This window comes from Streptomyces sp. NPDC058401, from assembly GCF_042722885.1.
Classification (GTDB): domain Bacteria; phylum Actinomycetota; class Actinomycetes; order Streptomycetales; family Streptomycetaceae; genus Streptomyces.
In genome coordinates, this window is record NZ_JBHXKA010000045.1 from 20,952 (window position 1) to 42,591 (window position 21,640).

22 protein-coding genes are annotated in these 21,640 nt (G+C 73.3%); 16 read left to right on the forward strand and 6 right to left on the reverse strand.

From position 1 onward, the window contains the following. Nucleotides 1–57 precede the first annotated feature (57 nt). Together ACFWNV_RS18550 and ACFWNV_RS18555 are read left to right on the forward strand one after the other, a co-directional pair. The gene (locus ACFWNV_RS18550; RefSeq protein WP_383947773.1) at nucleotides 58–438 is read left to right on the forward strand and encodes a hypothetical protein; all 381 of its coding nucleotides are present in this window, start codon (nucleotides 58–60) and stop codon (nucleotides 436–438) included. Between the two features lie 63 nt (nucleotides 439–501). Beyond that, complete coding sequence (locus tag ACFWNV_RS18555) at nucleotides 502–1,113, forward strand: hypothetical protein (RefSeq protein ID WP_383947776.1); 612 nt, start codon at nucleotides 502–504, stop codon at nucleotides 1,111–1,113. Nucleotides 1,114–1,181: 68 nt separating this feature from the next. Here the strand turns inward: ACFWNV_RS18555 and ACFWNV_RS18560 are convergent, their stop codons facing one another. The 4 genes from ACFWNV_RS18560 to ACFWNV_RS18575 form a co-directional block, all read right to left on the reverse strand. Continuing rightward, nucleotides 1,182–2,894: a flavin monoamine oxidase family protein gene (locus ACFWNV_RS18560; RefSeq protein WP_383947778.1), complete on the reverse strand. Its 1,713-nt coding sequence runs from the start codon at nucleotides 2,892–2,894 to the stop codon at nucleotides 1,182–1,184. Between the two features lie 79 nt (nucleotides 2,895–2,973). Beyond that, nucleotides 2,974–3,774 (reverse strand): carbon-nitrogen hydrolase family protein, encoded by an 801-nt coding sequence (locus tag ACFWNV_RS18565; protein ID WP_383947781.1) that lies wholly within the window; start codon nucleotides 3,772–3,774, stop codon nucleotides 2,974–2,976. A 205-nt stretch (nucleotides 3,775–3,979) separates the two neighbouring features. Then, entirely contained in the window at nucleotides 3,980–4,510 is a 531-nt protein-coding gene (locus ACFWNV_RS18570; protein WP_383947784.1) for a hypothetical protein, read from the reverse strand. 52 nt (nucleotides 4,511–4,562) lie between these two features. Further along, complete coding sequence (locus ACFWNV_RS18575; protein ID WP_383947786.1) at nucleotides 4,563–4,685, reverse strand: hypothetical protein; 123 nt, start codon at nucleotides 4,683–4,685, stop codon at nucleotides 4,563–4,565. A 132-nt stretch (nucleotides 4,686–4,817) separates the two neighbouring features. On the opposite strand from ACFWNV_RS18575, the gene ACFWNV_RS18580 reads away from it, so the two are divergent. The 6 genes from ACFWNV_RS18580 (at nucleotide 4,818) to ACFWNV_RS18605 (ending at nucleotide 10,207) form a co-directional block, all read left to right on the forward strand. Further along, nucleotides 4,818–5,525 (forward strand): GNAT family N-acetyltransferase, encoded by a 708-nt coding sequence (locus tag ACFWNV_RS18580; RefSeq protein ID WP_383947789.1) that lies wholly within the window; start codon nucleotides 4,818–4,820, stop codon nucleotides 5,523–5,525. A gap of 133 nt (nucleotides 5,526–5,658) precedes the next feature. Then, nucleotides 5,659–5,769 (forward strand): putative leader peptide, encoded by a 111-nt coding sequence (locus ACFWNV_RS18585; RefSeq protein ID WP_383947792.1) that lies wholly within the window; start codon nucleotides 5,659–5,661, stop codon nucleotides 5,767–5,769. A gap of 72 nt (nucleotides 5,770–5,841) precedes the next feature. Beyond that, nucleotides 5,842–7,044, forward strand: coding sequence for an LLM class flavin-dependent oxidoreductase (locus ACFWNV_RS18590; RefSeq protein WP_383947794.1), 1,203 nt, complete (start codon nucleotides 5,842–5,844; stop codon nucleotides 7,042–7,044). Between the two features lie 25 nt (nucleotides 7,045–7,069). Next, nucleotides 7,070–8,437, forward strand: a complete 1,368-nt coding sequence (locus ACFWNV_RS18595; RefSeq protein WP_383947796.1) for an NtaA/DmoA family FMN-dependent monooxygenase — start codon at nucleotides 7,070–7,072, stop codon at nucleotides 8,435–8,437. Between the two features lie 69 nt (nucleotides 8,438–8,506). Further along, nucleotides 8,507–9,652, forward strand: coding sequence for an LLM class flavin-dependent oxidoreductase (locus tag ACFWNV_RS18600; protein WP_383947798.1), 1,146 nt, complete (start codon nucleotides 8,507–8,509; stop codon nucleotides 9,650–9,652). A gap of 102 nt (nucleotides 9,653–9,754) precedes the next feature. Continuing rightward, nucleotides 9,755–10,207, forward strand: a complete 453-nt coding sequence (locus ACFWNV_RS18605) for a WhiB family transcriptional regulator (RefSeq protein WP_383947801.1) — start codon at nucleotides 9,755–9,757, stop codon at nucleotides 10,205–10,207. Here the strand turns inward: ACFWNV_RS18605 and ACFWNV_RS18610 are convergent. Together ACFWNV_RS18610 and ACFWNV_RS18615 are read right to left on the reverse strand one after the other, a co-directional pair. Continuing rightward, entirely contained in the window at nucleotides 10,185–10,640 is a 456-nt protein-coding gene (locus tag ACFWNV_RS18610) for an Lrp/AsnC family transcriptional regulator (protein WP_243334460.1), read from the reverse strand. The two genes, ACFWNV_RS18605 and ACFWNV_RS18610, sit on opposite strands and share 23 nt — an antisense overlap. A 10-nt stretch (nucleotides 10,641–10,650) precedes the next feature. Next, on the reverse strand, nucleotides 10,651–12,135 hold the full coding sequence (locus ACFWNV_RS18615; RefSeq protein WP_383947805.1) for an amino acid transporter: 1,485 nt from the start codon (nucleotides 12,133–12,135) through the stop codon (nucleotides 10,651–10,653). Between the two features lie 310 nt (nucleotides 12,136–12,445). Between ACFWNV_RS18615 and ACFWNV_RS18620 the strand changes: the two genes are divergently transcribed. From ACFWNV_RS18620 to ACFWNV_RS18655, 8 genes are all read left to right on the forward strand, one after another. Continuing rightward, the gene (locus ACFWNV_RS18620; RefSeq protein WP_383947807.1) at nucleotides 12,446–13,570 is read left to right on the forward strand and encodes an LLM class flavin-dependent oxidoreductase; all 1,125 of its coding nucleotides are present in this window, start codon (nucleotides 12,446–12,448) and stop codon (nucleotides 13,568–13,570) included. Continuing rightward, on the forward strand, nucleotides 13,567–14,442 hold the full coding sequence (locus ACFWNV_RS18625) for an SDR family NAD(P)-dependent oxidoreductase (RefSeq protein WP_383947810.1): 876 nt from the start codon (nucleotides 13,567–13,569) through the stop codon (nucleotides 14,440–14,442). The genes ACFWNV_RS18620 and ACFWNV_RS18625 overlap by 4 nt, the downstream gene beginning before the upstream one ends. 71 nt (nucleotides 14,443–14,513) lie before the next feature. Next, entirely contained in the window at nucleotides 14,514–15,551 is a 1,038-nt protein-coding gene (locus ACFWNV_RS18630) for a GDSL-type esterase/lipase family protein (protein ID WP_383947861.1), read from the forward strand. Nucleotides 15,552–15,690: 139 nt separating this feature from the next. Next, on the forward strand, nucleotides 15,691–16,653 hold the full coding sequence (locus tag ACFWNV_RS18635) for an SCO0930 family lipoprotein (protein WP_383947863.1): 963 nt from the start codon (nucleotides 15,691–15,693) through the stop codon (nucleotides 16,651–16,653). Nucleotides 16,654–16,800: 147 nt separating this feature from the next. Beyond that, entirely contained in the window at nucleotides 16,801–17,655 is an 855-nt protein-coding gene (locus ACFWNV_RS18640) for a LytR/AlgR family response regulator transcription factor (RefSeq protein ID WP_383947813.1), read from the forward strand. 263 nt (nucleotides 17,656–17,918) lie between these two features. Continuing rightward, the gene (locus tag ACFWNV_RS18645) at nucleotides 17,919–18,194 is read left to right on the forward strand and encodes a hypothetical protein (RefSeq protein ID WP_250741408.1); all 276 of its coding nucleotides are present in this window, start codon (nucleotides 17,919–17,921) and stop codon (nucleotides 18,192–18,194) included. A 133-nt stretch (nucleotides 18,195–18,327) separates the two neighbouring features. Further along, nucleotides 18,328–20,187: a cation acetate symporter gene (locus tag ACFWNV_RS18650; protein ID WP_383947817.1), complete on the forward strand. Its 1,860-nt coding sequence runs from the start codon at nucleotides 18,328–18,330 to the stop codon at nucleotides 20,185–20,187. 181 nt (nucleotides 20,188–20,368) lie between these two features. Next, nucleotides 20,369–21,604: a histidine kinase gene (locus ACFWNV_RS18655; RefSeq protein ID WP_383947820.1), complete on the forward strand. Its 1,236-nt coding sequence runs from the start codon at nucleotides 20,369–20,371 to the stop codon at nucleotides 21,602–21,604. Nucleotides 21,605–21,640: the final 36 nt, after the last annotated feature.

Consider the following 21,640-nt stretch of genomic DNA (forward strand, 5'->3'; position numbering starts at 1 on the left):
TTGCCGACACGTCCCTCCGCGACTGATCCTGGAGCCACGCAGGCAAGGAGGAACACGATGGGGCTCATGCTCGCCCCCGGAGACGACGAGGTGGCCGGCCCTGACGTCTCCTGGTCCTACACCGGCTTCAACATGTTCCGGGAGTGGCTGGCTCAGACGGAGGGGTTCACCCTGGCGGAGATGAACGGATGCGGTGGCGACCGCATGTGGAGCAGCGTCACCACCACGCTGACACCGCTCCTCGACCATCCAGACGACGAGGGCTCCCTCTCGCCCGCTCAATGCGCGGCCATGCTGCCCAGGCTGGAAGCGATCACCGGCCAACGGCAGTACGAGAGGGGGGACCCCGTTCTCGGGCGACGCATCGACGACGTGCGCCAACTGGTCTCCGTCATCAAGTACTGCTTGGAGAAGGACGTCGAGCTCGTCTTCTGCTGACCGCCGCGGGCTGTCTCCCGTTGGAGAGGAACAGCCTTGCGGGACACCCCTTAGGCTCGGCCCATGACCAGCTTCGCCACGCACCGGCTGCGCGTGCACGACGCCGCGCTGCCGGTCCACCGGCGCATGTCGGCCCTGCGCACCTGCCTCACCCAGTTCGCCCCGTACGGGCTCCGCGCGACGTTCCACCACCTGCGGGGCAGTGCGCGCATCCCCCGCGACCCGGCCCGGGACCCCGACTCGCTGGTGCGGGCGGTGGAAGAGCTGCAGGCCGCCCGGGAGGTGTGGGTCCCGGGCATCCTGGACTGGCAGGAGGCCAGACGGCTCCGGAAACGGTCCGGGGTGCGCCTGCCGAACCCGCCCGAGCCCCGGCCCGTGGTGCCGTGTCCGAACCTGGAGTTCCATCCGTTGGGCCCGCTGGCCGAGGTGATGCCCCGGGTCCTGCGTGCGCGGGAGTACACGGGCGAGGGCTGCGCGGTGTGCGAGGCCGATCACTCCCGCCTGAGGTGGAGCGACGGCCACCGTGTGTACGCGCTGTGTGCGCACTGCGGGGTGGCGCAGGAAGCGCCGGCCGTGGAGGCGGTCGACGATGCCAACCGCTGGAGCGCATGCGAGGCGCGCTGGCGGGCCGTCTGGCGCGGCGACGCGGAATGGGAGCGGCCGCCCCGGGCATGAGCACGGGCCGCCTCCGGGCTCGCGCGCTCGGGGGCGGCCCGTGGGTAGGGGGCCGGAGGGGCTGTGGGTCAGTCTTCCGGGAGTTCTACCGGGGATATTTCGTCGTAGACGTCGCCCGGGCCGGGGTTGGTGGAGTCCGTGGCGCCGCCGAGGTGGTGCATGACGCCCCAGACGGCGTTGAGGGCCGTCTGGACCGCGCCCTCGGCCCAGCCCGCCGTCCAGGAGATGTCGTCGCCCGCGAGGAAGATGCCGCGCTTGTCCTCGGGGAGGCGGTCCTGCATGAAGTGGGTGAACAGGCGGCGCTGGTAGCGGTAGTGGCCCGGCAGGTTGGCCTTGAACGCGCCCATGAAGTAGGGCTCGTTCTCCCAGGACACGGTCACCGGGTTGCCGATGATGTGGCGGCGGATGTCGACCTTGGGGTAGATCTCGCCGAGGGACTTCAGCATGACCTCCATCCGCTCGTTCGCGGACAGCGGCAGCCACTTCAGGCTGTCGTCGCACCAGGTGTAGGACAGGCAGATGACGGCCGGCTTGTCGGGGCCGTTGTCCAGGAGGTACGTGCCGCGGGTCATGCGGTCCGTGAGGGTCATCGACATGACGTCGCGGCCCGTTGGGTTCCCCCCGTCGTCGACGGCCTTGTCCAGCCAGAACGGGCGGTCGACCGGAATGAAGAGCTTCGAGGACTCCATGTAGTGGGTGCGCTCGATCGCCGTCCAGTGGTCGATCGGGAAAAGCGTGTCGTCGCACGCGATCTTCGAGAGCAGCATCCAGGACTGGGCCGTGAAGATCGCCGCGCGGTAGGTGCGGATGTCGCCGGTGGCGTCCGTGACCGTGATGCGGTTGCCCGCCGTGCGGTGCAGGCGGGTGACCGCCGGACGCGGGGCGCCGCCGTGCAGGGAGGAGAGGGAGGTGCCCTGGGCCCAGTGCACGATCTTCTCCGGCTCGCGGTCCCACATGCGCAACGGGAGCTGCTGGGAGCCGCCCACGATGCCGCGGTGGTGGTCGTCGGCCTCGGTGTAGACGACGCGCAGGATCTCGAGGATCGAGTTCGGGAAGTCGGTGTCCCAGCCGCCCGTGCCGAAGCCGACCTGGCCGAAGATCTCGCGCTTGCGGAAGGACTTGAAGGCCTCGGACTTGCAGAGGAACCCGTAGAAGGTCTCGTCGTCGAGCTTCTCGACGAGCTTCGCCCAGATCTCGCGGATGCGCGGGACGTCCCGCTCGCGCATCGCGGTGTTCATGTCGGAGAAGTCGGCGCCCTCGTCCAGGCAGGCGTTCCACGCGGCGGACACGTCGCGGTAGACCTGCGGGAGGTCGGCGATGGTCTCGGCGTAGTGGGTCTCGCCCTTGAGGTCGACCACCGTCGAGGGGGTGGCCTCGGCGAGCGGGTTCGGGAAGGGCTCGGTGACCAGGCCGACGAGGTCGATGTAGTGCTGGAGGGCGGTGGAGGACGGCGGGAAGCGCATGGCGCCCATCTCCGCGGTCAGCTCCTCGGTGCCCGCTCCCTCGAAGCCCACGGTGCGCAGCCGGCCGCCGATCTGGTCGGCCTCGTAGACGACGGGCTTGAGGCCCATCTTCATCAGCTCGTACGCGGAGATGATGCCGGACAGCCCGCCGCCGATGACGGCGACCTCGGTGCCGTGCTCGGTCGCCGGTATCTGCCCGAGCCCGGCCGGGTGGGCGAGGAAGTCGTCGTACGCGTAGGGGAAGTCCGGTCCGAACATCGTGATCGGCGGCTGGCCGTCGCTGTGCGGGACGGCGGTGGTGGGCACCGTGGACGTCATGGGGTACGACTCCTAGCGGGGTGGGGCAGGGGGAAGGGCAAGCGGAGGGCTGCGCAGGGCTCGGGCCGCGGGGCCGCGGTCAGACGAGCGAGGCGTACAGGCCGGGGCGGCGGTCGCGCAGGTACGGGTTGGTCTCGCGCGAGACGCGCAGCAGTTCGGGGTCGGCCTCGCCGAACACCAGCTCCTCGCCGCGGCCGGCCCGGGTCCGGGTGACCCCGTCGGGACTGGCCAGGCAGCTGAGGCCGACGAACTCGAACTCGCCTTCCGGGCCGGTGCGGTTGACGTACGCGATGTACATCTGGTTCTCGAAGGCCCGTACGGGGACCAGCTGTTCGGCGACGAACTGGAACGGGTGCATCTGCGCGGTCGGCACCAGGAGGAGGTCGGTGCCGGCGAGCGCGTGCGCCCGGACGTTCTCCGGGAACTCGACGTCGTAGCAGATCATGACGCCGACGCGCAGGCCGCCGAGGTCCGCCTGGACGACCGGGGTGTCGCCGGGGGTGAAGGCCTCCCGCTCGAAGCCGCCGAAGAGGTGGGTCTTGCGGTAGTTCGCGAGCCGTTCCCCGTCGGGGCCGACGAGCTGCGCCGCGTTGTAGACGGCTTCGCCGTCCCGCTCCGGGTAGCCGTAGAGCACGGCCAGGCCGTGGCGGCGGGCGATCTCGCCGATGGCGCGGGCGGACATGCCGTCGGCCGGTTCGGCGAGCCGGGCGATGTCCTCGAGCTCCAGCGCGTAGCCGGTCAGGAACATCTCCGAGGTCACGAGGAGCCCGGCCCCCGCCTGTGCGGCGCGGGCCGCGGCCTCTTCGAGCGCCTTCAGGTTGTCGGCGGTGTCGCCGAGCCGTCCGGAGCTCTGGAGGAGGGCGGTGCGCAGCGGGGGCATGGGCGTACCTCTGTGGCAGGAGGGGTGGGGGTCCTTAGACGGTACGTTCGCGCGTTCGACCGGGACAAGCCGTGACCGTTGCGCTCCGCGCATCGATTCGTTGCGCATTGGCGGGAGGATGCGGCGATTCGTTGCGTGGAGGCCGTACGAAGGGTCCGAAAGGCCCTTTCGGGCGTTCTACGGGGCGCTGCCCACGGGCCACTGTCTACGGGGCTGCGCGGAAGGCCGGGTGCACGCTCAGCCGGCGCAGGTCTTCCAGGATGTCCGGGGTGTGGTTGGAGACCACCCGGCCGCTCCAGCCGTCGCAGAGGGCGGGGACGGTGAGCGTGCCGTCGTGGTCGTGCCCGGTGGCCTCGTAGGCGCGGCGCAGCGCCTCGTGCCCGGCGGGGTCGGACCCGGGCCGCAGGACGGTCAGGGCCACGGTGTCCCGGAGGCCCAGGTCTTTGAAGGCGGCCGTGACGCCGAGGCAGCTCGGACAGTCGTCGGCGGCGACGTAGAGCCGGTACCGGTGCGGTTCGGGCGAGAACCCGGTCCCGATGCGGCCCCGCAGGACGGCGGCCTGGACGCGGCGCTGGGCGGGGGCCTGGACCGGGGGCTGGGCGGGGGCCTGGACGGGGGGCTGGGTGGCCGCCTGGACGTGGGCCGGGACCTGGGTCGGGACAGGCGTCGGGACGTGGGCCGGGACCTGGGTCGGGACAGGCGTCTGGACATGGGTCTGGACATGCGTCTGGGACATGGTGCTCCTCGGTCTGCGTGCGTGCATACGTGCGTACGTGCTCGGCGGGGCCTCAGGAGGCCGGGGCCGAGGCCGTGGCACTGCAGACGCGGAGGAGATCTATGTGCAGCCGGCGGGTGAGCCAGGAGCGGCGCAGCGGGGTGGTGGCGGAGGAGGGTGTGGTGAGCTGGTCCACCGGGCCCCCTTCCTGTCCGCGACCACCATTAGGCTGGCGTTCGCAGTCTCATGGCACCGCCAGGGGCCGTCAAGACCGCCCGCAAGAGTGCTCGCAGGAGTGCCCGTGCCCGCTGGAAGGAAGCTCCCGCCCATGTCCCGTGACTCCCGGCCCGGCGCGGTCCTCGACAATCCCGTCTGGGCCGCGCTCGACGGCCCGCACCGGGGCTTCGCCGAGAGCGGTCCGGCGGGGCTCGCCGCCCGTTACCCGGCCGTCGTGTCGCCCTTCGCCGCGCTCTGCGATCCGGAGGATCCGCGGGCCTGGGCGGACCTGGCCGAGCTCGTCGGCCCCGGCCGGGAGGTCTGGGTGACCGGGCTGCCGACCCCGCCCGCGGGCTGGGAGACCCTGATGTCGATACCGGGGGTACAGCTGGACGGCCGGGCGGTACGGGGCAAGGAGGAGCCGGAGGCGGTCCTGCTGGGGCCGGCCGACGTGCCGGAGATGCTGGAGCTGGTCGAGCTGGCCCGGCCCGGCCCGTTCGGGGAGCGCACCGTCGAGCTGGGCACGTACCTCGGGATCCGCCGCGGCGGCCGGCTCATCGCGATGGCGGGCGAGCGGATGCGGCCGCCCGGCTGGTCGGAGATCAGCGCCGTGTGCACGCACCCCGGTCACCGCGGCGAGGGGCTCGCCGGGCGGCTGGTCCGCGCGGTCGTGGCCGCCGTGGAGGAGCGCGGGGACTCCCCCTTCCTGCACGCCGCGGCGGAGAACACCGCGGCCGTGCGGCTGTACCTCTCGATGGGGTTCGCCCTGCGCCGCGAGCCGGTCTTCATCGGACTTCGCACGCCCGACACGAAGCGTTAACACGGATTGACATTCCATCCGTTGTGGCCCGGTCTCCTCTGATCTAGCGTCGGAAGAACGACCGGGCACGGATGAACGAGCACGGATGAACGAGCACCGACGCACGACGAACGAGGGAAGGGGGTGGCCCGGCATGACCGTACGAACCGCCGGTGACCCCCTCACCCCGCGCCGCGCCGTCCGCCTGCACTCCCGCGCGCACATCGACCTCCTGCGCGTCGCAGGCTCCCTCTGTCGTTCCTGATCAGCGTTCCGCGACCCGCGTTCCGCGGGCTCCATTCCCCGCCGCGCCCCCCGATCAGGAGGCAGTTCCGCCATGCCCGTGCACCCTTCGCCCTCTTCTTCCCCCGCGTCCTCCCCCGCGCTCCACCTCGCCGTCGCCCTCGACGGGGCGGGCTGGCATCCCGCCGCCTGGCGCGAACCGGGTGCGGACGCCGACCGGCTGTTCACCGCCGGCTACTGGGCGGCGCTCGTCGCCGAAGCCGAGGCGGGGCTGCTGGACTTCGTCACCTTCGAGGACTCGCTGAGCCTGCAGTCCACCGATCCGGCCGGGCCCGACGGCCGCACCGACCTGGTGCGGGGCCGGCTCGACGCGGTGCTGGTCGCCGCCCGGCTGGCGCCGCTGAGCCGGCACATCGGGCTGGTGCCGAGCGTGGTGGCCACCCACACCGAGCCCTTCCACGTCTCCAAGGCGCTCGCCACCCTGGACTACGTGAGCCGCGGGCGTGCCGGGCTGCGCATCCAGATCTCCGAACGGCCGGACGAGGTACGCCACTTCGGGCGCCGTACGGGGCCCCTGGACCCGGCCGAGCTGTACGCGGAGGCCACCGACCACGTCGAGGTGGTGCGGCGGCTGTGGGACAGCTGGGAGGACGACGCCGAGATCCGCGACGTGGCCACCGGACGGTTCATCGACCGCGCCAAGCTGCACTACATCGACTTCGAGGGCCCCCGGTTCAGCGTGAAGGGCCCCTCCATCACCCCCCGGCCGCCCCAGGGCCTGCCCCCGGTGAGCGCGCTGGCCTCCGACGCCGCCGCGTACCCCTTCCTCGCCCGCTCGGCCGACATCGGCTACGTGACGGCGCGGAACGCCGGCGAGGTCCGCGCGGCCGTCGCCGCGCTCCCCGGTACCCCGCACCTGTTCGGCGAGCTGACGGTCTTCCTCGACGAGCAGCCGGCGACGGCGGAGCGGCGCCTCCAGCGGCTGGACGCCGCGCACGGGGCCGCGTACACGAGCGATTCCCGCGTCTTCGCGGGCACGCCGGCGGACCTCGCCGACCTGCTGCTGGAGTGGCAGGACGCCGGGCTGACCGGCTTCCGGCTGCGGCCGGGGGTGCTCGCCCACGACCTGCCGGCGATCACCCGCGGCCTGGTCCCGGAGCTCCAGCGGCGCGGGGTGTTCCGGCGGTCCTACGAGTCCTCCTCGCTGCGCGGCCTGCTGGGGCTGGCGCGCCCGGCGAACCGGTACGCCGCCGCCCCGCAGACGGCCCCCGCCGCCACTGCTTCCCCCGCAGCCTGATTCCCCAGGAAGGACCGACAGCACCATGAGCAAGCCGCTCAAGCAGATCCATCTCGCCGCCCACTTCCCCGGGGTCAACAGCACCACCGTGTGGAGCGACCCGGCCGCCGGGAGCCAGATCGACTTCGATTCCTTCGTCCATTTCGCGCGGACCGCCGAGCGCGCGAAGTTCGACTTCCTCTTCCTCGCCGAAGGCCTGCGCCTGCGCGAACAGGGCGGCGAGATCTACGATCTGGACGTGGTGGGCCGCCCGGACACCTTCACGGTGCTGGCGGCGCTCGCCGCCGTCACCGAGCACCTCGGGCTGACCGGCACCATCAACTCCACCTTCAACGAACCGTATGAGGTGGCCCGCCAGTTCGCCTCCCTCGACCATCTGTCGGGGGGCCGGGCCGCCTGGAACGTGGTCACCTCCTGGGACGCCTTCACCGGGGAGAACTTCCGGCGCGGCGGGTTCCTGCCGCGCGAGCAACGCTACGAGCGGGCACGGGAGTTCCTGGACACCGCGCACGAGCTGTTCGACTCCTGGGACGGCGGCGAGATCCTCGCCGACCCGGTTTCCGGGGAGTTCCTGCGGGACGCGGGCCCCGGCGCCTTCGCCCACCGGGGCGGGCAGTTCGACATCTCCGGGCACTTCAACGTGCCGCGCAGCCCCCAGGGGCGGCCGGTGATCTTCCAGGCGGGAGATTCGGACGAGGGCCGGGAGTTCGCCGCGGCCTCCGCGGACGCCATCTTCGGCCGGTACGGCACGCTGGAGGAGGGCCGCGCCTTCTACGCGGACGTCAAGGGGCGCCTGCCCCGGTACGGGCGCACCCCCGACGAGCTCAAGATCCTCCCGGCGGCGACCTTCGTGCTCGGCGACACCGACGCCGAGGCCCGGGAGCTGGCCCGCGAGGTACGGAGCCTGCAGGTCAGCGGGGCGACCGCGATCAAGTACCTGGAACACGTGTGGAACCGGGACCTGTCCGCCTACGACCCTGACGGGCCGCTGCCCGACGTGGATCCCGAGCCCGGGGAGAACACCATCGCGCTGGGGCGGGCGAGCGTGCGCATGAACCGCGACCCGCTGGCCGTCGCGCGGGAGTGGCGGGAGCGGGCGGCCGCCCGGAACCTGTCGATCCGGGAGCTGGTCATCGAGACGACCGCCCGGCAGTCCTTCGTCGGCTCGCCGCTCACCGTCGCCCAGGCCATCGACGCCCTGGTCCAGGCGGACGCGGCCGACGGCTTCATCCTGGTCCCGCACCTGACGCCCGGCGGGCTCGACACCTTCGCGGACACCGTCGTCCCGCTGCTCCAGGAGCGCGGGGTGTTCCGCCGCGAGTACGAGGGCACGACGCTGCGCGACCACCTCGGGCTGGCCGCGCCCCGCGCGCTCGCCCCGGTCCGCGGCTGAAGCAGGCGGACCCACAGGGCCGCGCCGCAGGACCACATCCGAATCCCGTCACAGAGAAGGGGCCACACCATGCCCGGCATCCCGCTCGGGGTCCTCGACCTCATCCCGATCCCGTCCGGCTCCACGGCGGCCGAGGCCCTGCGCTCCAGCGTCGACCTGGCCCGGCAGGCCGAGCGGTTCGGCTACACCCGCTACTGGTTCGCCGAGCACCACCTGAATCCGGGGGTCGCGGGCACCTCGCCCGCCGTCGTGCTGGCGCTGACCGCCTCGGCCACCTCCACGATCCGGGTCGGCTCGGGGGCGGTCCAGCTCGGGCACCGCACGGCGCTGTCCACGGTCGAGGAGTTCGGCCTGCTGGACGCCGTGCACCCGGGGCGGATCGACCTCGGTCTGGGCCGCTCGGCGGGTGCTCCGCCGGTGCGCCGCGCCGGCGCCGAGCCGCCGGTGGCGTACACCACGGCGAACGGGCTGCGCATACCGAAGCCGTTCTCCTTCGCCCACCTGCGCGATCACCCGCGCATCGCGCTCCAGCACCGGCTGCTGCAGCTGCCGGGCGCCACGCCGCAGGAGTACTCCGAGCAAGTGGGCGACGTACTGGCCCTGTTGCGCGGGGAGTACCGCTCCCCGGAGGGGGTGGAGGGGCATGCCGTGCCCGGCGAGGGCGCCGAGGTGCAGGTGTGGATCCTGGGCAGCAGCGCGGGGGTGAGCGCGGAGACGGCCGGAGCGGGCGGACTGCGCTTCACGGCGAACTACCACGTGAGCCCGGCGAGCGTGCTGGAAGCGGCCGAGGCCTACCGGGCGGCCTTCAAGCCCTCGGCGGGACCGGGTGGGCTGGACCGGCCGCACCTGAGCGTGTCCGCCGACGTGGTGGTGGCTCCGGACGACGACGAGGCCCTGGAACTGGCCGCCGGGTACGCGCCCTGGGTGCACAGCATCAGGTCGGGCGACGGCGCGATCCCCTTCCCCTCGCCCGGGGAGGCCCGTGCGCTGACCCGGGACTGGTCGGCGGCCGACCACGAGCTGGTCGCGGACCGGGTGGAGACCCAGTTCGCCGGTTCCCCGGCCACCGTCGCCGACGCGCTGGAGCGGCTGTGGGAGGCGACGGGCGCGGACGAGCTGCTGATCACCACGATCACGCACGGGCACGAGGACCGGGTGCGCTCGTACCGGCTGCTGGCCGGGGAGTGGGCCCGCCGGGGTCATCTGCGCTGGTAGGGCGGGCTGTTGCGGGGAATCCCGCGGGCCCGGGTTTGGTACGGAGCGATGCGGTCACACGCGTGGAGGACAGCCCGTGACCGCATCGTGAAGGGAACCGTCATGACCCGCAGCCCCTCCAGGGCGACCACGTCCACCACGTCCACCACCTCCGCGCCCCAGGCGACTCCGCGCATCCCCGCGGCCCGCGTGGCCCGGCTGCCCGGCTCCGCCGGACACCACTGGCAGTGGCAGACGCGTGCGGCCTGCCGCGACCTCGGCTGGAACCAGTTCTTCCATCCCGCGGACGAGCGGGGCGAGGACCGGGAGCAGCGTGACGCGGCCGCGAAGCGGGTCTGCGCCGACTGCCCGGTGCGCGCGGCGTGCCTGGAGCACGCCCTGCGCACCCGGGAGCCGTACGGCGTGTGGGGCGGCCTGACCGAGGAGGAGCGCCGCACGCTGATGCGCTCCCGGACCGGCAGGGGCCCGGCGACCGGTACGGCTTCCGCGCCGGCCACCGCGCCGGACGGACGGACCGGGTCGAGCGGACCCGCTACGCGGGCGCGCCGGAAGTGAAGCGGCGCAGCAGCGGGGAGAGGACGAGCACGGACTTGGTGCGCTCCACGAAGGGTTCGCCCGCGATGCGCTCCAGGACCCGCTCGAAGTGCCGCATGTCGGAGGCGAAGATCTGGACGAGGGCGTCCGCGTCGCCGGTGACGGTCGACGCGGACACCACCTCGGGGTAGCGCTCCAGGCCCCGCCGGATGTCGTCCGGCGAGGTGTTGTGGCGGCAGTACATCTCGATGAAGCCCTCGGTCTCCCAGCCCATGGAGGCGGGGTCCACGCGGACGGTGAAGCCGGTGATGGCTCCTTCGGCGCGCAGCCGGTCCACACGCCGTTTGACGGCGGGGGCCGAGAGTCCGACCTCGGAGCCGATGTCCGCGAAGGAGCGGCGGGCGTCCTTGGCCAGGGCGTGCACGATGCGTTCGTCGAGATCGTTCAGTCGCACTACGGGTGGATCACTTCTCTACTGCGGCCGGCTGCGTAGCGGTCGGCTCGGCTGTGGCCAGTCGGGAGCGGCGGATGCCGTACTGGAAGTAGACCACGAGGCCAACGGCCATCCAGCCACCGAAGACGATCCAGGTGGCGGTGTCCAGACTGAACATCATGTAGGCGCAGGCGAGCAGGCCCAGGATCGGCGTGACGGGGAAGAGCGCCACCTTGAAGGTGCGCGGCATGTCCGGGCGGGTCCTGCGCAGGATCACGACGGCGACGTTGACGAGGCCGAAGGCGAAGAGGGTGCCGATGCTGGTGGCGTCCGCCAGCTTGCCGAGCGGGATGAAGGCCGCGAGCGATCCGCAGAAGAGGGAGACGATCACCACGTTGGCGCGGGGCGCGCCGCTCTTCGGGTCGACCCGGGCGAAGACCTTGGGTACGAGGCCGTCGCGGGACATGGCGAAGAGGATGCGGGTCTGGCCGTAGAGGACGGCGAAGACGACGGAGGCGATGGCCACGACGGCGCCGGCGGCCAGGACGACGCCCCAGAAGGTGTGGCCGGAGACGTCGGTCATGATCTGGGCGAGCGCGGCCTCGGTGCCCTCGAAGTCCTGCCACGGCATGGCGCCGACGGCGACGAAGGCGACGAGGACGTAGAGCACGGTGACGATGAGCAGCGAGAGCATGATCGCGCGGGGCAGGTCGCGCTTGGGGTTCTTCGCCTCTTCACCGGCGGTGGAGGCGGCGTCGAAGCCGATGTAGGAGAAGAAGAGCGTGGCGGCGCCGGCGCTGATGCCGGTGATGCCGAGCGGTGCGAGCGGGGCGTAGTTGCCGGCCTTGATGCCCATGAAGCCGATGCCGATGAAGAGCAGCAGGGTGACGATCTTCACGCCGACCATGATCGAGTTGATCCGGGCGCTCTCCTTGGCGCCGCGCATCAGGAAGACCATGGCGAGCAGGACGACGACCAGGGCCGGCAGGTTGATGAAGCCGCCGTCACCCAGCGGGGCCGAGACGGCGTCGGGGATGGTGACGCCTATGGTCCCGTCGAGGAGCTCGTTGAGGTACTCGCCCCAGCCGACGGCGACGGCCGCGACGGAGACCCCGTACTCCAGGATCAGGCACCAGCCGCAGACCCAGGCGACGAGCTCGCCCATGGTCGCGTAGGAGTAGGAGTACGAGGAGCCGGAGACCGGCACCGATCCGGCCAGCTCCGCGTAGGAGAGGGCGGAGAACAGGGCGGTCAGGCCCGCGATGACGAAGGAGATCGTGACGGCGGGGCCGGCCTTGGGGGCCGCGGTGCCGAGGACGACGAAGATGCCGGTGCCGAGCGTCGCGCCGATGCTGATCATCGTCAGCTGCCACATGGTGAGCGAGCGGCGCAGGGAGCCGCCTTCGCCCTGGCCGCCCTCGGCGACCAGCTGCTCGACGGGCTTGCGGCGCAGCAGGGGGTGGACCGCCTTGGGGCGCGCGGGGGTGAGCGGTGGCGCCTGGCCGTGATCGAGCACGAGGGGACTCCTTTGTCACTGCGGGTGGGGTTGTCAGGCGTCGACCGCAGCGGTCCGGAGCAGGAGCAGGCCGGGGAGGCCTGGGCATGGGGGACCGCCGAGCAGGCGGTCCACGCCACTCCACGTACAGCGAGTGAGCCTACGAGCTGAGTGATACCGCCCGTAATGCACCATCCTTGCACATTGGCGACTGATCGTTGCGCGGATCTGTCCTGGATGGTCCTTTGTTGCGCGGGGATGATCGATCAGTGCGCGACCGATCCCGACCCACATTCTTGACACTTCGTCAGATCTGCCGCAGCGTGCCGCCATGGACCTGGACGTGCTCTACGAGATCGACGTGCCGCGGCCCTGGCGGGGAGCCCACCCGCACGGCCAGCGGGCCGCTGAGCAGCGCGCTTACCGGGAGGCGGTGGAACAGATCCGGCTCGCCGACCGCATGGGCTTCCGTACCGTCTGGGCGGTCGAGCACCACTTCCGCGAGGGCCGCTCGCACTGCCCGGCCCCCGAGGTGCTCCTCGGGCACCTGGCGGGGCTCACCGAGCGGATCCGGCTGGGCTTCGGCGTGACCCTGACCCCCTTCGCCTTCACCCCGCCGCAGCGCATCGCGGAGAAGGTCGCCACCGTCGACGTGCTCTCCGGCGGGCGGGTGGAATGGGGCACGGGCCGGTCCACGCCCATGGAGCAGGCGGCCTTCGGGGTGGACCGGGAGAAGTCCCGCGAGGACTGGCGCGAGGCCATCGGGATCGTGACCGGAATGTGGCGCGAGGAGTACTTCGCGTACGAGTCCGAGCGTTTCAGCTTCCCGCGCCGCATGGTCACCCCCAAGCCGGTCCAGGATCCCCACCCGCCGGCCTGGATGGCGGCCACCTCCCCCGGTTCCGCGGAGGTCGCGGGCGCGCACGGCCTCGGACTGCTCTCCTTCTCGATCATGCAGCCGCTGGAGGCGATGGCCGCCCAGGTGGCCGCCTACCGGGCCGCGGCCGCCGCCCCGAGCCCCCTCACCGACGTCACCACGGACCGGGTCGCCGCCTACACCCTGGTCCACGCCACCCCGCCGCGCACCGACCCCGGTCCCCGGGTCTGGGACTCGGTCGCCTGGTGGTACTCCAACCTGGCGCAGTTCACCCTGGAGTGGGAGCTGCCCCACCTGAGCCCCGAGGAGCGGGAGCGGACCTTCCCGCTGCTCACACCGATCCTCGAAGGGAACGTGCCCGTACGGGAGTTCAGCGACGGGGACATGATCCTCATCGGGGACGCGGAGACGATCGTCGCCAAGGCCAAGCGGTACGCGGACCTCGGCGTCGACCAGCTCATCTGCTACGTCCAGTGGGGGTACCTGGAGCACCGGGAGATCCTGCGGACCCTGGAGATCCTGGGCAAGGAAGTCATCCCGGAGCTGGCCCGCTACACACCCCGCAAGGGTTCCGCATGAGCGACGGCCCCGACACCCGCCCCGGGTCCGGCGGCGCGCCCGACGCTCCCCCCGTCCCCGACAGCGCGCCCGACACCTCCCCCGTCCCCGACTACGCCGCCCTGCACCGCCTCGACGGCCGCGCCCTCGTGCTGCTCGGCGCGGGCAACGGCATCGGCCGGCAGACCGCGCACGCACTGGCCGCGGGCGGCGCCCGCGTGCTCTGCGTGGACGTGGACGAGGAACGGGCCCGGGCGGTCGCCGCCGAGACCGGCGGCGTCCCGTACGCCGCCGACGTCACACGGCGGGGCGCCGTACGGGAGCTCTTCGCCGCGGCCCCGGAGCTGCTCGGCGGCCGGCCGGTCGGCGGGGTCGTCGACATCGTGGGCATGGCCCGGTACGCCGCGCTGCCCGAGCTGGACGACGCCGGCTGGGACTGGCACTTCGACCTGGTGCTGCGGCACGCCTGGCTGGCCGTCCAGTACGGGGGCGAGGCCGTCGCGGCGGCCGGCGGCGGCCCGCTGGTCTTCGTCGCCTCCGTCTCCGGGCTCACCGCGGCCCCGCTGCACGCCGCGTACGGGGCCGCGAAGGCCGGCCTGATGTCCTTGGTGCGCTCGGCGGCGGTAGAGCTGGGCCCGCGCGGGGTACGGGTCAACGCGGTGGCACCGGGTGTGGTGTGGACCCCACGGGTAGCCGCCCTGCTGGGCCCGGAGGGGCGCAGGCTGAACGCGGAGAACGCCCCGCTGGGCCGGGTCGCGGAGACCCGGGACATCGCGGCCGCGCTGTACTTCCTGGCTTCGCCGCAGTCCTCGTACATGACGGGCCAGACGCTGGTCGTGGACGGCGGCGTCGGCGTGAAGTTCCCGTACCCGACGGTCGGAGATGCACGATGAGCACACGGGAAGCCGGACCGGCCGCAGGGCCGGACACAGGCCTGGGCACGGGCCCGGACCCAGAGGCGGGCATGGCCGCGCGGGCGTCCGCGTCCGCGCACGCCGACGCCGAGGCCGGGCCGTGGCTGGACCCGGGGCCCTTCCTGCGCGGTGTGGCCTGGCTGGACGGGGGCCGCCCCGTGCGGGCCGACCCGGCCGACACCATGCGGCTGCCGTGGGACACCGGCGAGCGGGCCACCCTGCCCATCGGGGTGCGCCTGGAGTTCACCGCGCCCGGCGCCCGGGCGGTGGAGATCCACTACCGGGCCACCGTGCCCGGCCCCACCGACGCGCTGCGCGACCTCGCGCACGGGTTCGCCCTGTGGGACCGGCACGGGGTGGTCTGCGAGCTGTACACCGAGCCCGCCGCCGAGGCCGTCGTACGCCTCGAACTGCCGGGCGGCTCCGGCCCGTTCACCATCCACCCGCCCGAGACGCAGTCCCCGCTGATCCTCGGCCTGCGCGGGATCGGCGGCCCGCTCGCCCCCGCACCGCCCGCCACCCGCTGGGTGGTGCACGGCGACTCCATCACCGAGGGCTGGTGGTCCACCCGGCCCGCGCACGGCTGGCCCTCGGTGGCCGGGCGGGCGCTCGGCTGGGACACCGTCAACCTCGGCTACGCGGGCGCCGCGCGCGGCGAGCTGGCCTGCGCCGAGCAGATCGCCGGACTCCCCGCCGACGTCCTCACCCTCGCCTTCGGCACCAACTGCTGGTCCCGCGTGCCCTTTTCGGCCCCACTGCTGTACGAGACCACCCGCGCGTTCCTCGAACTGGTCCGCCAGGGCCACCCCCGGACCCCGCTGCTCCTCCTCTCCCCCCTGCTGCGCCCCGACGCGGAGCGCACCCCGAACAAGCTGGGCGCCACCCTGGGCGCCCTGCGCGATGCGATGGAGCGCGCCACCCGGGAGCGGATCGCCGCCGGGGACGAGCGGCTGGTACTGCTGCCGGGGCGGGAGGTGCTGGGCCCCGAGCACCTGGCGGACGGGCTGCACCCCAACGACGCCGGACACCGCACGCTCGGCCTCGCTGTGGCCACGGCCATGAGACGGGCCGGGTTCGACCTGGGGTGAGTGAAACAGCCCACATCGGGGGAATTGAACAGATCGGCTCCGACAGGGCGTGTCCTGCACACAGTTGCCGCCGCTCCGCTCCGCTCGACCGGGCGGACGCGGCGGCGCAGGCAGGGACACACACGTGGGAGAGATCAAGATGGGCATCAAGCGCGGAACCACCCTGGCGGCCGTGGCGGTCGTCGTCGCACTCACCGCGACCGCGTGCGGCGGGAGCGACTCGGCGGGCGACGTGGCCAAGCCGGCCGGAGCCGTCGCCGCTCCCTCCCAGGACCCCTCCTCGGGAGACGGCTACGGCGACGGCTACGGCTCGGGATCCGGCGCCGACGCGGCAGGCGCCGCGCAGCCCGGCGGTCAGCTGGCCATCGCCCAGGACGAGAAGCTCGGCTCCGTCCTCGCCGACAGCGCGGGCTTCACCCTGTACCGCTTCGACAAGGACACCGCGAAGCCGTCCAAATCCTCCTGCGACGGGGACTGCGCGAAGGTCTGGCCGGTGGTCGCGGCCGGCGACGCCACCGCCGCGGCGGGCATGGACCCGGCGCTGCTGGGCGAGGTGGTCCGTACCGACGGCAGCAAGCAGCTGACGGTGGCGGGCTGGCCCGTGTACCGGTACAGCAAGGACACCAAGGCGGGCGACACCAACGGGCAGGGCGTCGGCGGGACCTGGTTCGCGGCGGCGCCCGACGGCAAGAAGGCGGCCAAGGCGGCTCCCGCACCCGCGGGCGCGGGCGCCGGCCAGGCCTCCGGCGCGCTCACCGTGGCCAAGGACCCGAAGCTCGGCGAGCACATCGTCGACGGCAACGGGATGACGGTCTACCGCTTCAAGCCCGACACCGCGTGGCCCATGGTCTCCAAGTGCGAGGGCGACTGCGTGGCCAAGTGGCCGGTCGTGCCGCCGGTGGACCGGGCCAATACCAAGGGGATCATCGAGAAGAACTACCTGGTGCTCGACCGCCCCGACGGCAAGAAGCAGCAGACGGTGAACTGCTGGCCCGTCTACACCTTCACCGGTGACAAGAAGGCCGGCGACACCAACGGGCAGGGCGTCGGCGGCACCTGGTACGCGGTGGCCCCCGACGGCAAGCTCATCACCGCCCAGTAGACCGGATCGCCGAGACCGGATCGCCGAGACCGGATCGCTGAGACCGGTTCGCAGACCACCTGACCGCGCGGCCCCCGCCTCCCCTCCCCCCGGGGCGGGGGCCGCGCACCGTTCCGCCCCGGCCGGGCGGAACCTAGACTCCGCATCATGCTGCGCGTACTGGCCGTCGACGACGAGAAGCCCCTGCTGGAAGAGCTCCTCTACCTGCTGCGCTCGGACCCCCGGGTGCTGAGCGCCGAGGGCGCCTCGGACGCCACCGAGGCGCTGCGCCGGATCACCCGGGCGCTGGAGAGCGGCCCGGACGGGGCCGACGTCATCGACGTGGTCTTCCTCGACATCCACATGGCGGGGCTCACCGGACTGGACATCGCCCGGCTGCTGGCCGGGTTCGCGCGGCCGCCGCTGATCGTGTTCGTCACCGCGCACGAGGGGTTCGCCGTACAGGCCTTCGACCTCAAGGCCGTGGACTACGTGCTCAAGCCCGTCCGGCCGGAGCGGTTGGCCGAGGCCGTGCGGCGGGCCTGGGCGCAGTCCGGCCGGTCCGGGGAGCAGCCCCCGGCGGCCACCCCCGAGCCCGTGCCCGGCGTACCGGCGGCCCGCGCGGCCGTCCCCGAGGGCCCCGGAGTCCCCGTGGCGGCGGTCCCCGACCGCGCGCCCGATCGGGCGCCCGACCAGATCGCCGTCGAACTGGGCGGCGTCACCCGCTTCGTGGCGATCGCCGACATCACGTACGTGGAGGCCCAGGGCGACTACGCCCGGCTGCACACGGACGAGGGCACCAGCCATCTGGTGCGGATCCCGCTGGCCACCCTGGAGGAACGGTGGGCGGCACGCGGTTTTGTCCGCATCCACCGCCGCCACCTGGTCGCGCTGGCCCGCATCGACGAACTGCGCCTGGACGCGGGCACCACCACGGTCCGCGTCGGCACGGCCGAACTCCAGGTGAGCCGCAGGCACACGCGGGAACTGCGGGACCTGCTGATGCGCCAGGCGATGAGCTGAACCGACCCCGTCCGGGGGCGCAGCCCCAGGGGATCCGGGGGCGCAGCCCCAGGGAACGGGCGAAGGGTGGGTAGGGGACAGCCCCGCAGGGCCCGCCCCGGCGGAGGCCCGCGCCGACCGTCCGGCGCGGCGGCGGACCGTTCACCGTGCGGGCAGGGACGTACGGCGATCCGCCCGGGCCGTCGGCCGCAGCACCGGCCGGACCGGCCACCCGCGCGGACCCCCCGCGGGTATCGTGGATCTTCGGCCCTGGGAGGTGTCAGATGTCCGAAATCCAGGCGCTGCTCGACGCATTGACCGGATTGCCCCGCACCCGCCCGGCCGGCCCCGCGGAGGCCGAGGTACTGCTGGCCCGCCTGCGGAGCGCGGCCGCACGCTGGGCCGACGTACTGTACGAGGCCCACGAGGGCGCGTACGGGCACCTGCCGCCGCGGGCCGAGGCGGCCCTCACGCTGGCCTTCCGGCGCGCCGAGGAATCGTACGTGGAGCTGGAGATCGCCCTGCGGGACTGCGCGGAGCACCGCGATCCCGCCCGCTGAGTCATATCCGGCCTGACCTGCGAGAGGGCCTGTCGCCTGGTCCGGGGGCGTGCGTAGACTCCCGGAGCCCCGGCAGACGGCCGGGATCCGACAGCCCCGCCCCGCCGCGGCGCGCCAGCCGAAGGACCCGCCGGTGAACCAGACGTACGCGCTGACCGCGGTCACCGTCGTCGTCCTGGTCACGGTGCTGGTCGGCGCGCTGGGCCTGCGGATCTCGCGGACCACCTCGGACTTCTACGTGGCCTCGCGCACGGTCGGCCCGCGCCTCAACGCGGCGGCCATCGGCGGCGAGTACCTCTCGGCGGCCTCCTTCCTCGGCGTGGCCGGGCTGGTGCTGCTCCAGGGGCCCCAGATGCTCTGGTACCCGGTGGGCTACACCGCCGGGTACCTGGTGCTGCTGGTGCTGGTCGCGGCCCCGCTGCGCCGCTCGGGCGCGTACACCCTGCCCGACTTCGCCGAGGCCCGGCTCGAATCGCAGGCGGTGCGCCGGATCGCGGTGCTGTTCGTGCTCGGCGTCGGCTGGCTGTACCTGCTGCCGCAGCTCCAGGGCGCGGGCCTGACCCTGGAGATCCTGACCGGGGCCCCGCACTGGGTGGGCGGGGTGGTCGTCGCCTGCGTGGTGACGGCGGCGGTGGCGGCCGGCGGGATGCGGTCCATCACCTTCGTGCAGGCCTTCCAGTACTGGCTGAAGCTCACCGCCCTGCTGGTGCCCGCGTTCTTCCTGCTGGCCGCCTGGGCGGGGGACGGCGCCCCGCGTGCCTCCTTCGACGCCCCGGCGGTGTTCCGCGAGCACACCGCCGTCACGCTGGCCGAGGACGTACGGCTGTCCCTGGACGCGCCGCTGACGGTGACGGTGACCGGGCAGGTGGACGGGCGGGCGTACGCGGGTCAGCCCGTGACCCTCGGCGCCGGGCAGCATTCCGTACGAGCTCACGCGCGGCTGGAGTTCGCCCCGGACTCCGCGGTGCCGCAGAGCCGGGCAGAGGCCGCACCCGGCGTGTCGAGCTGGTCGGAGCCGCTGTCCGGGGACCGGCCCGAGCTGCGGCTGTACGCCACGTACGGGCTGATCCTGGCCACCTTCCTCGGGACCATGGGGCTGCCGCACGTGGCGGTGCGCTTCTACACGAGCCCGAACGGCCGGGCGGCGCGGCGCACCACGCTGGTGGTGCTCGGCCTGGTCGGCGCGTTCTACCTGCTGCCGCCGGTCTACGGGGCCCTGGGCCGCATCTACGCCCCGGAGCTGGCCCTGACCGGGGAGGCGGACGCGGCGGTCCTAGTGCTGCCGGCCCGGGTGGTGGGCGGGCTCGCCGGGGAGCTGCTGGGGGCGCTGCTGGCGGGGGGCGCGTTCGCGGCGTTCCTGTCCACGGCTTCGGGACTGACGATGGCGGTGGCCGGGGTGCTGCACCAGGACGTGCTGCCTTCGCGCGGGGTACGGAGCTTCCGGGTCGCGGTGCTGGTGGCGATCCTGGTGCCGCTGGCCGGGAGCGTGGCGGTGACGGAGGTGCCGGTGGCGGACGCGGTGGGGCTGGCCTTCGCGGTGTCGGCGTCGTCGTTCTGCCCGCTGCTGGTGCTCGGTATCTGGTGGCGCGGGCTGACGCCGCCGGGGGCGGTGGCCGGGCTGGTGACGGGGGGCGGGGCGGCGCTGAGCGCGGTGCTGGCGACGCGGGCCGGGCTGGCTCCGGCGGGGTGGGCGAACACGCTGCTGGCCTGGCCGGCGGTGTGGTCGGTGCCGCTGGGTTTCCTGACGATGGTGCTGGTGTCGCTGGGAACGCGCGGGCGGATCCCGCCGGGCACGGCGGCGACGCTGGCGCGGCTGCACCTGCCGGAGGACGTGGCGGACTTGGCCCCCGCGGCCGGCGCGGCCGGGAGCACGCCTGCGGGCACAGGAGCGGGCACGGGAGCGGGCTGGACCGGCTCCGCCGCGCCCTCCGGCTCGGGCGCGGGCGCGGGCTCGGGCTCCGGCTCCGGCTCCGGAAAGGGCGATGCTCTGTGACCGGAGCGGCACACCGGAACGAGAGCGCCGCTCTGATCTCGGCGCGCTGCTCCAGGGACGGAGCGCAGCTCACGGCAGCACAGCTCACGGCAGCCGGCGGAGCGTCACCCCGGAGCACCGCTCACAGCCGAGCCCGGCGCACTCCGACCGGAGCACTGCTCTCGACGAAGGGCGGCACACCATGACCGGAGCACTGCTCTCGGTGCTCGGCGCGGCCGGCGGGGCGCTGCTGCTCGGGCTCGGCTGGATCGGTGGCCGCCTGCAGGCCCGGCGGGGCGAGCGCGCCCTCGGCCTCGACCTCGGCACCCCCGTGGAGCGGGCCACCTTCCACACCCTGCACACCGCCTCCCTCGCCGCTCCCCCGCTGCGCGCCGGCCTCACCGAGGACGCCGCCCGCAAGGCCGCCAAACGCCTGCGCTCCCTCCTCGGCACCGAGGCCCTGTGCCTGACGGACCGCGCACACGTCCTCGCCTGGGACGGCCCCGGCGCCGACCACCACGAGCGCCGTGCGATGGCCCGGGTCGCGGTGATGCTCGAATCGGGGCGCAGCCAGAGCGTGCGCACCGAGTGCGAGCGGCCCGACTGCCCCCTCAAGTGGGCCGTGGTCGCCCCGCTGACCGGCGAGGACGGGATGCTGGGCGCGCTGGTGGCGTACGGGTCACGGGAGTCGGCGGTGCTGGTGCGGGCCGCGACCGAGGTCGCGCGGTGGGTGTCCGTGCAGCTGGAGCTGTCCGAGCTGGACCGTTCGCGGACCCGGCTGATGGAGGCCGAGATCAAGGCGCTGCGCGCGCAGATCTCCCCGCACTTCATCTTCAACTCCCTGGCGGCGATCGCCTCGTTCGTGCGCACCGATCCGGAGCGGGCCCGGGACCTGCTGCTGGAGTTCGCGGACTTCACCCGCTACTCCTTCCGGCGGCACGGGGAGTTCACCACGCTGGCCGAGGAGCTGCGGTCCATCGAGCAGTACCTGGCCCTGGCCGGGGCCCGGTTCGGGGAGCGGCTCAAGCTGACCTTGCAGGTGGCGCCGGAGGTGCTGCCGGTGGCGCTGCCCTTCCTGTGCCTGCAGCCGCTGGTGGAGAACGCGGTCAAGCACGGGCTGGAGGACTCCACCGAGGAGTGCCGGATCACCATCGCGGCCCGGGACGCGGGCGCGGAGGCGCTGATCACCATCGAGGACAACGGCGTCGGGATGGATCCTTCCCTGCTGCGCCGGATCCTGGCCGGGGAGCAGCCGGGCTCCTCCTCCGGCATCGGGCTGCCCAATGTGGACGAGCGGCTGCGCCAGGTCTACGGGGACGGTCACGGGCTCGTGATCGAAACGGGTGTGGGCGCGGGCATGAAGATAACGGTGCGGATTCCCAAATACCGTGCGGGGGTGCACAGTTCGGCCCCACCTGGCCGAATTCCCCGGCGCTGAGCGGGCCGTGAGCTGCCATCCTGGAGGGGGCGCGAA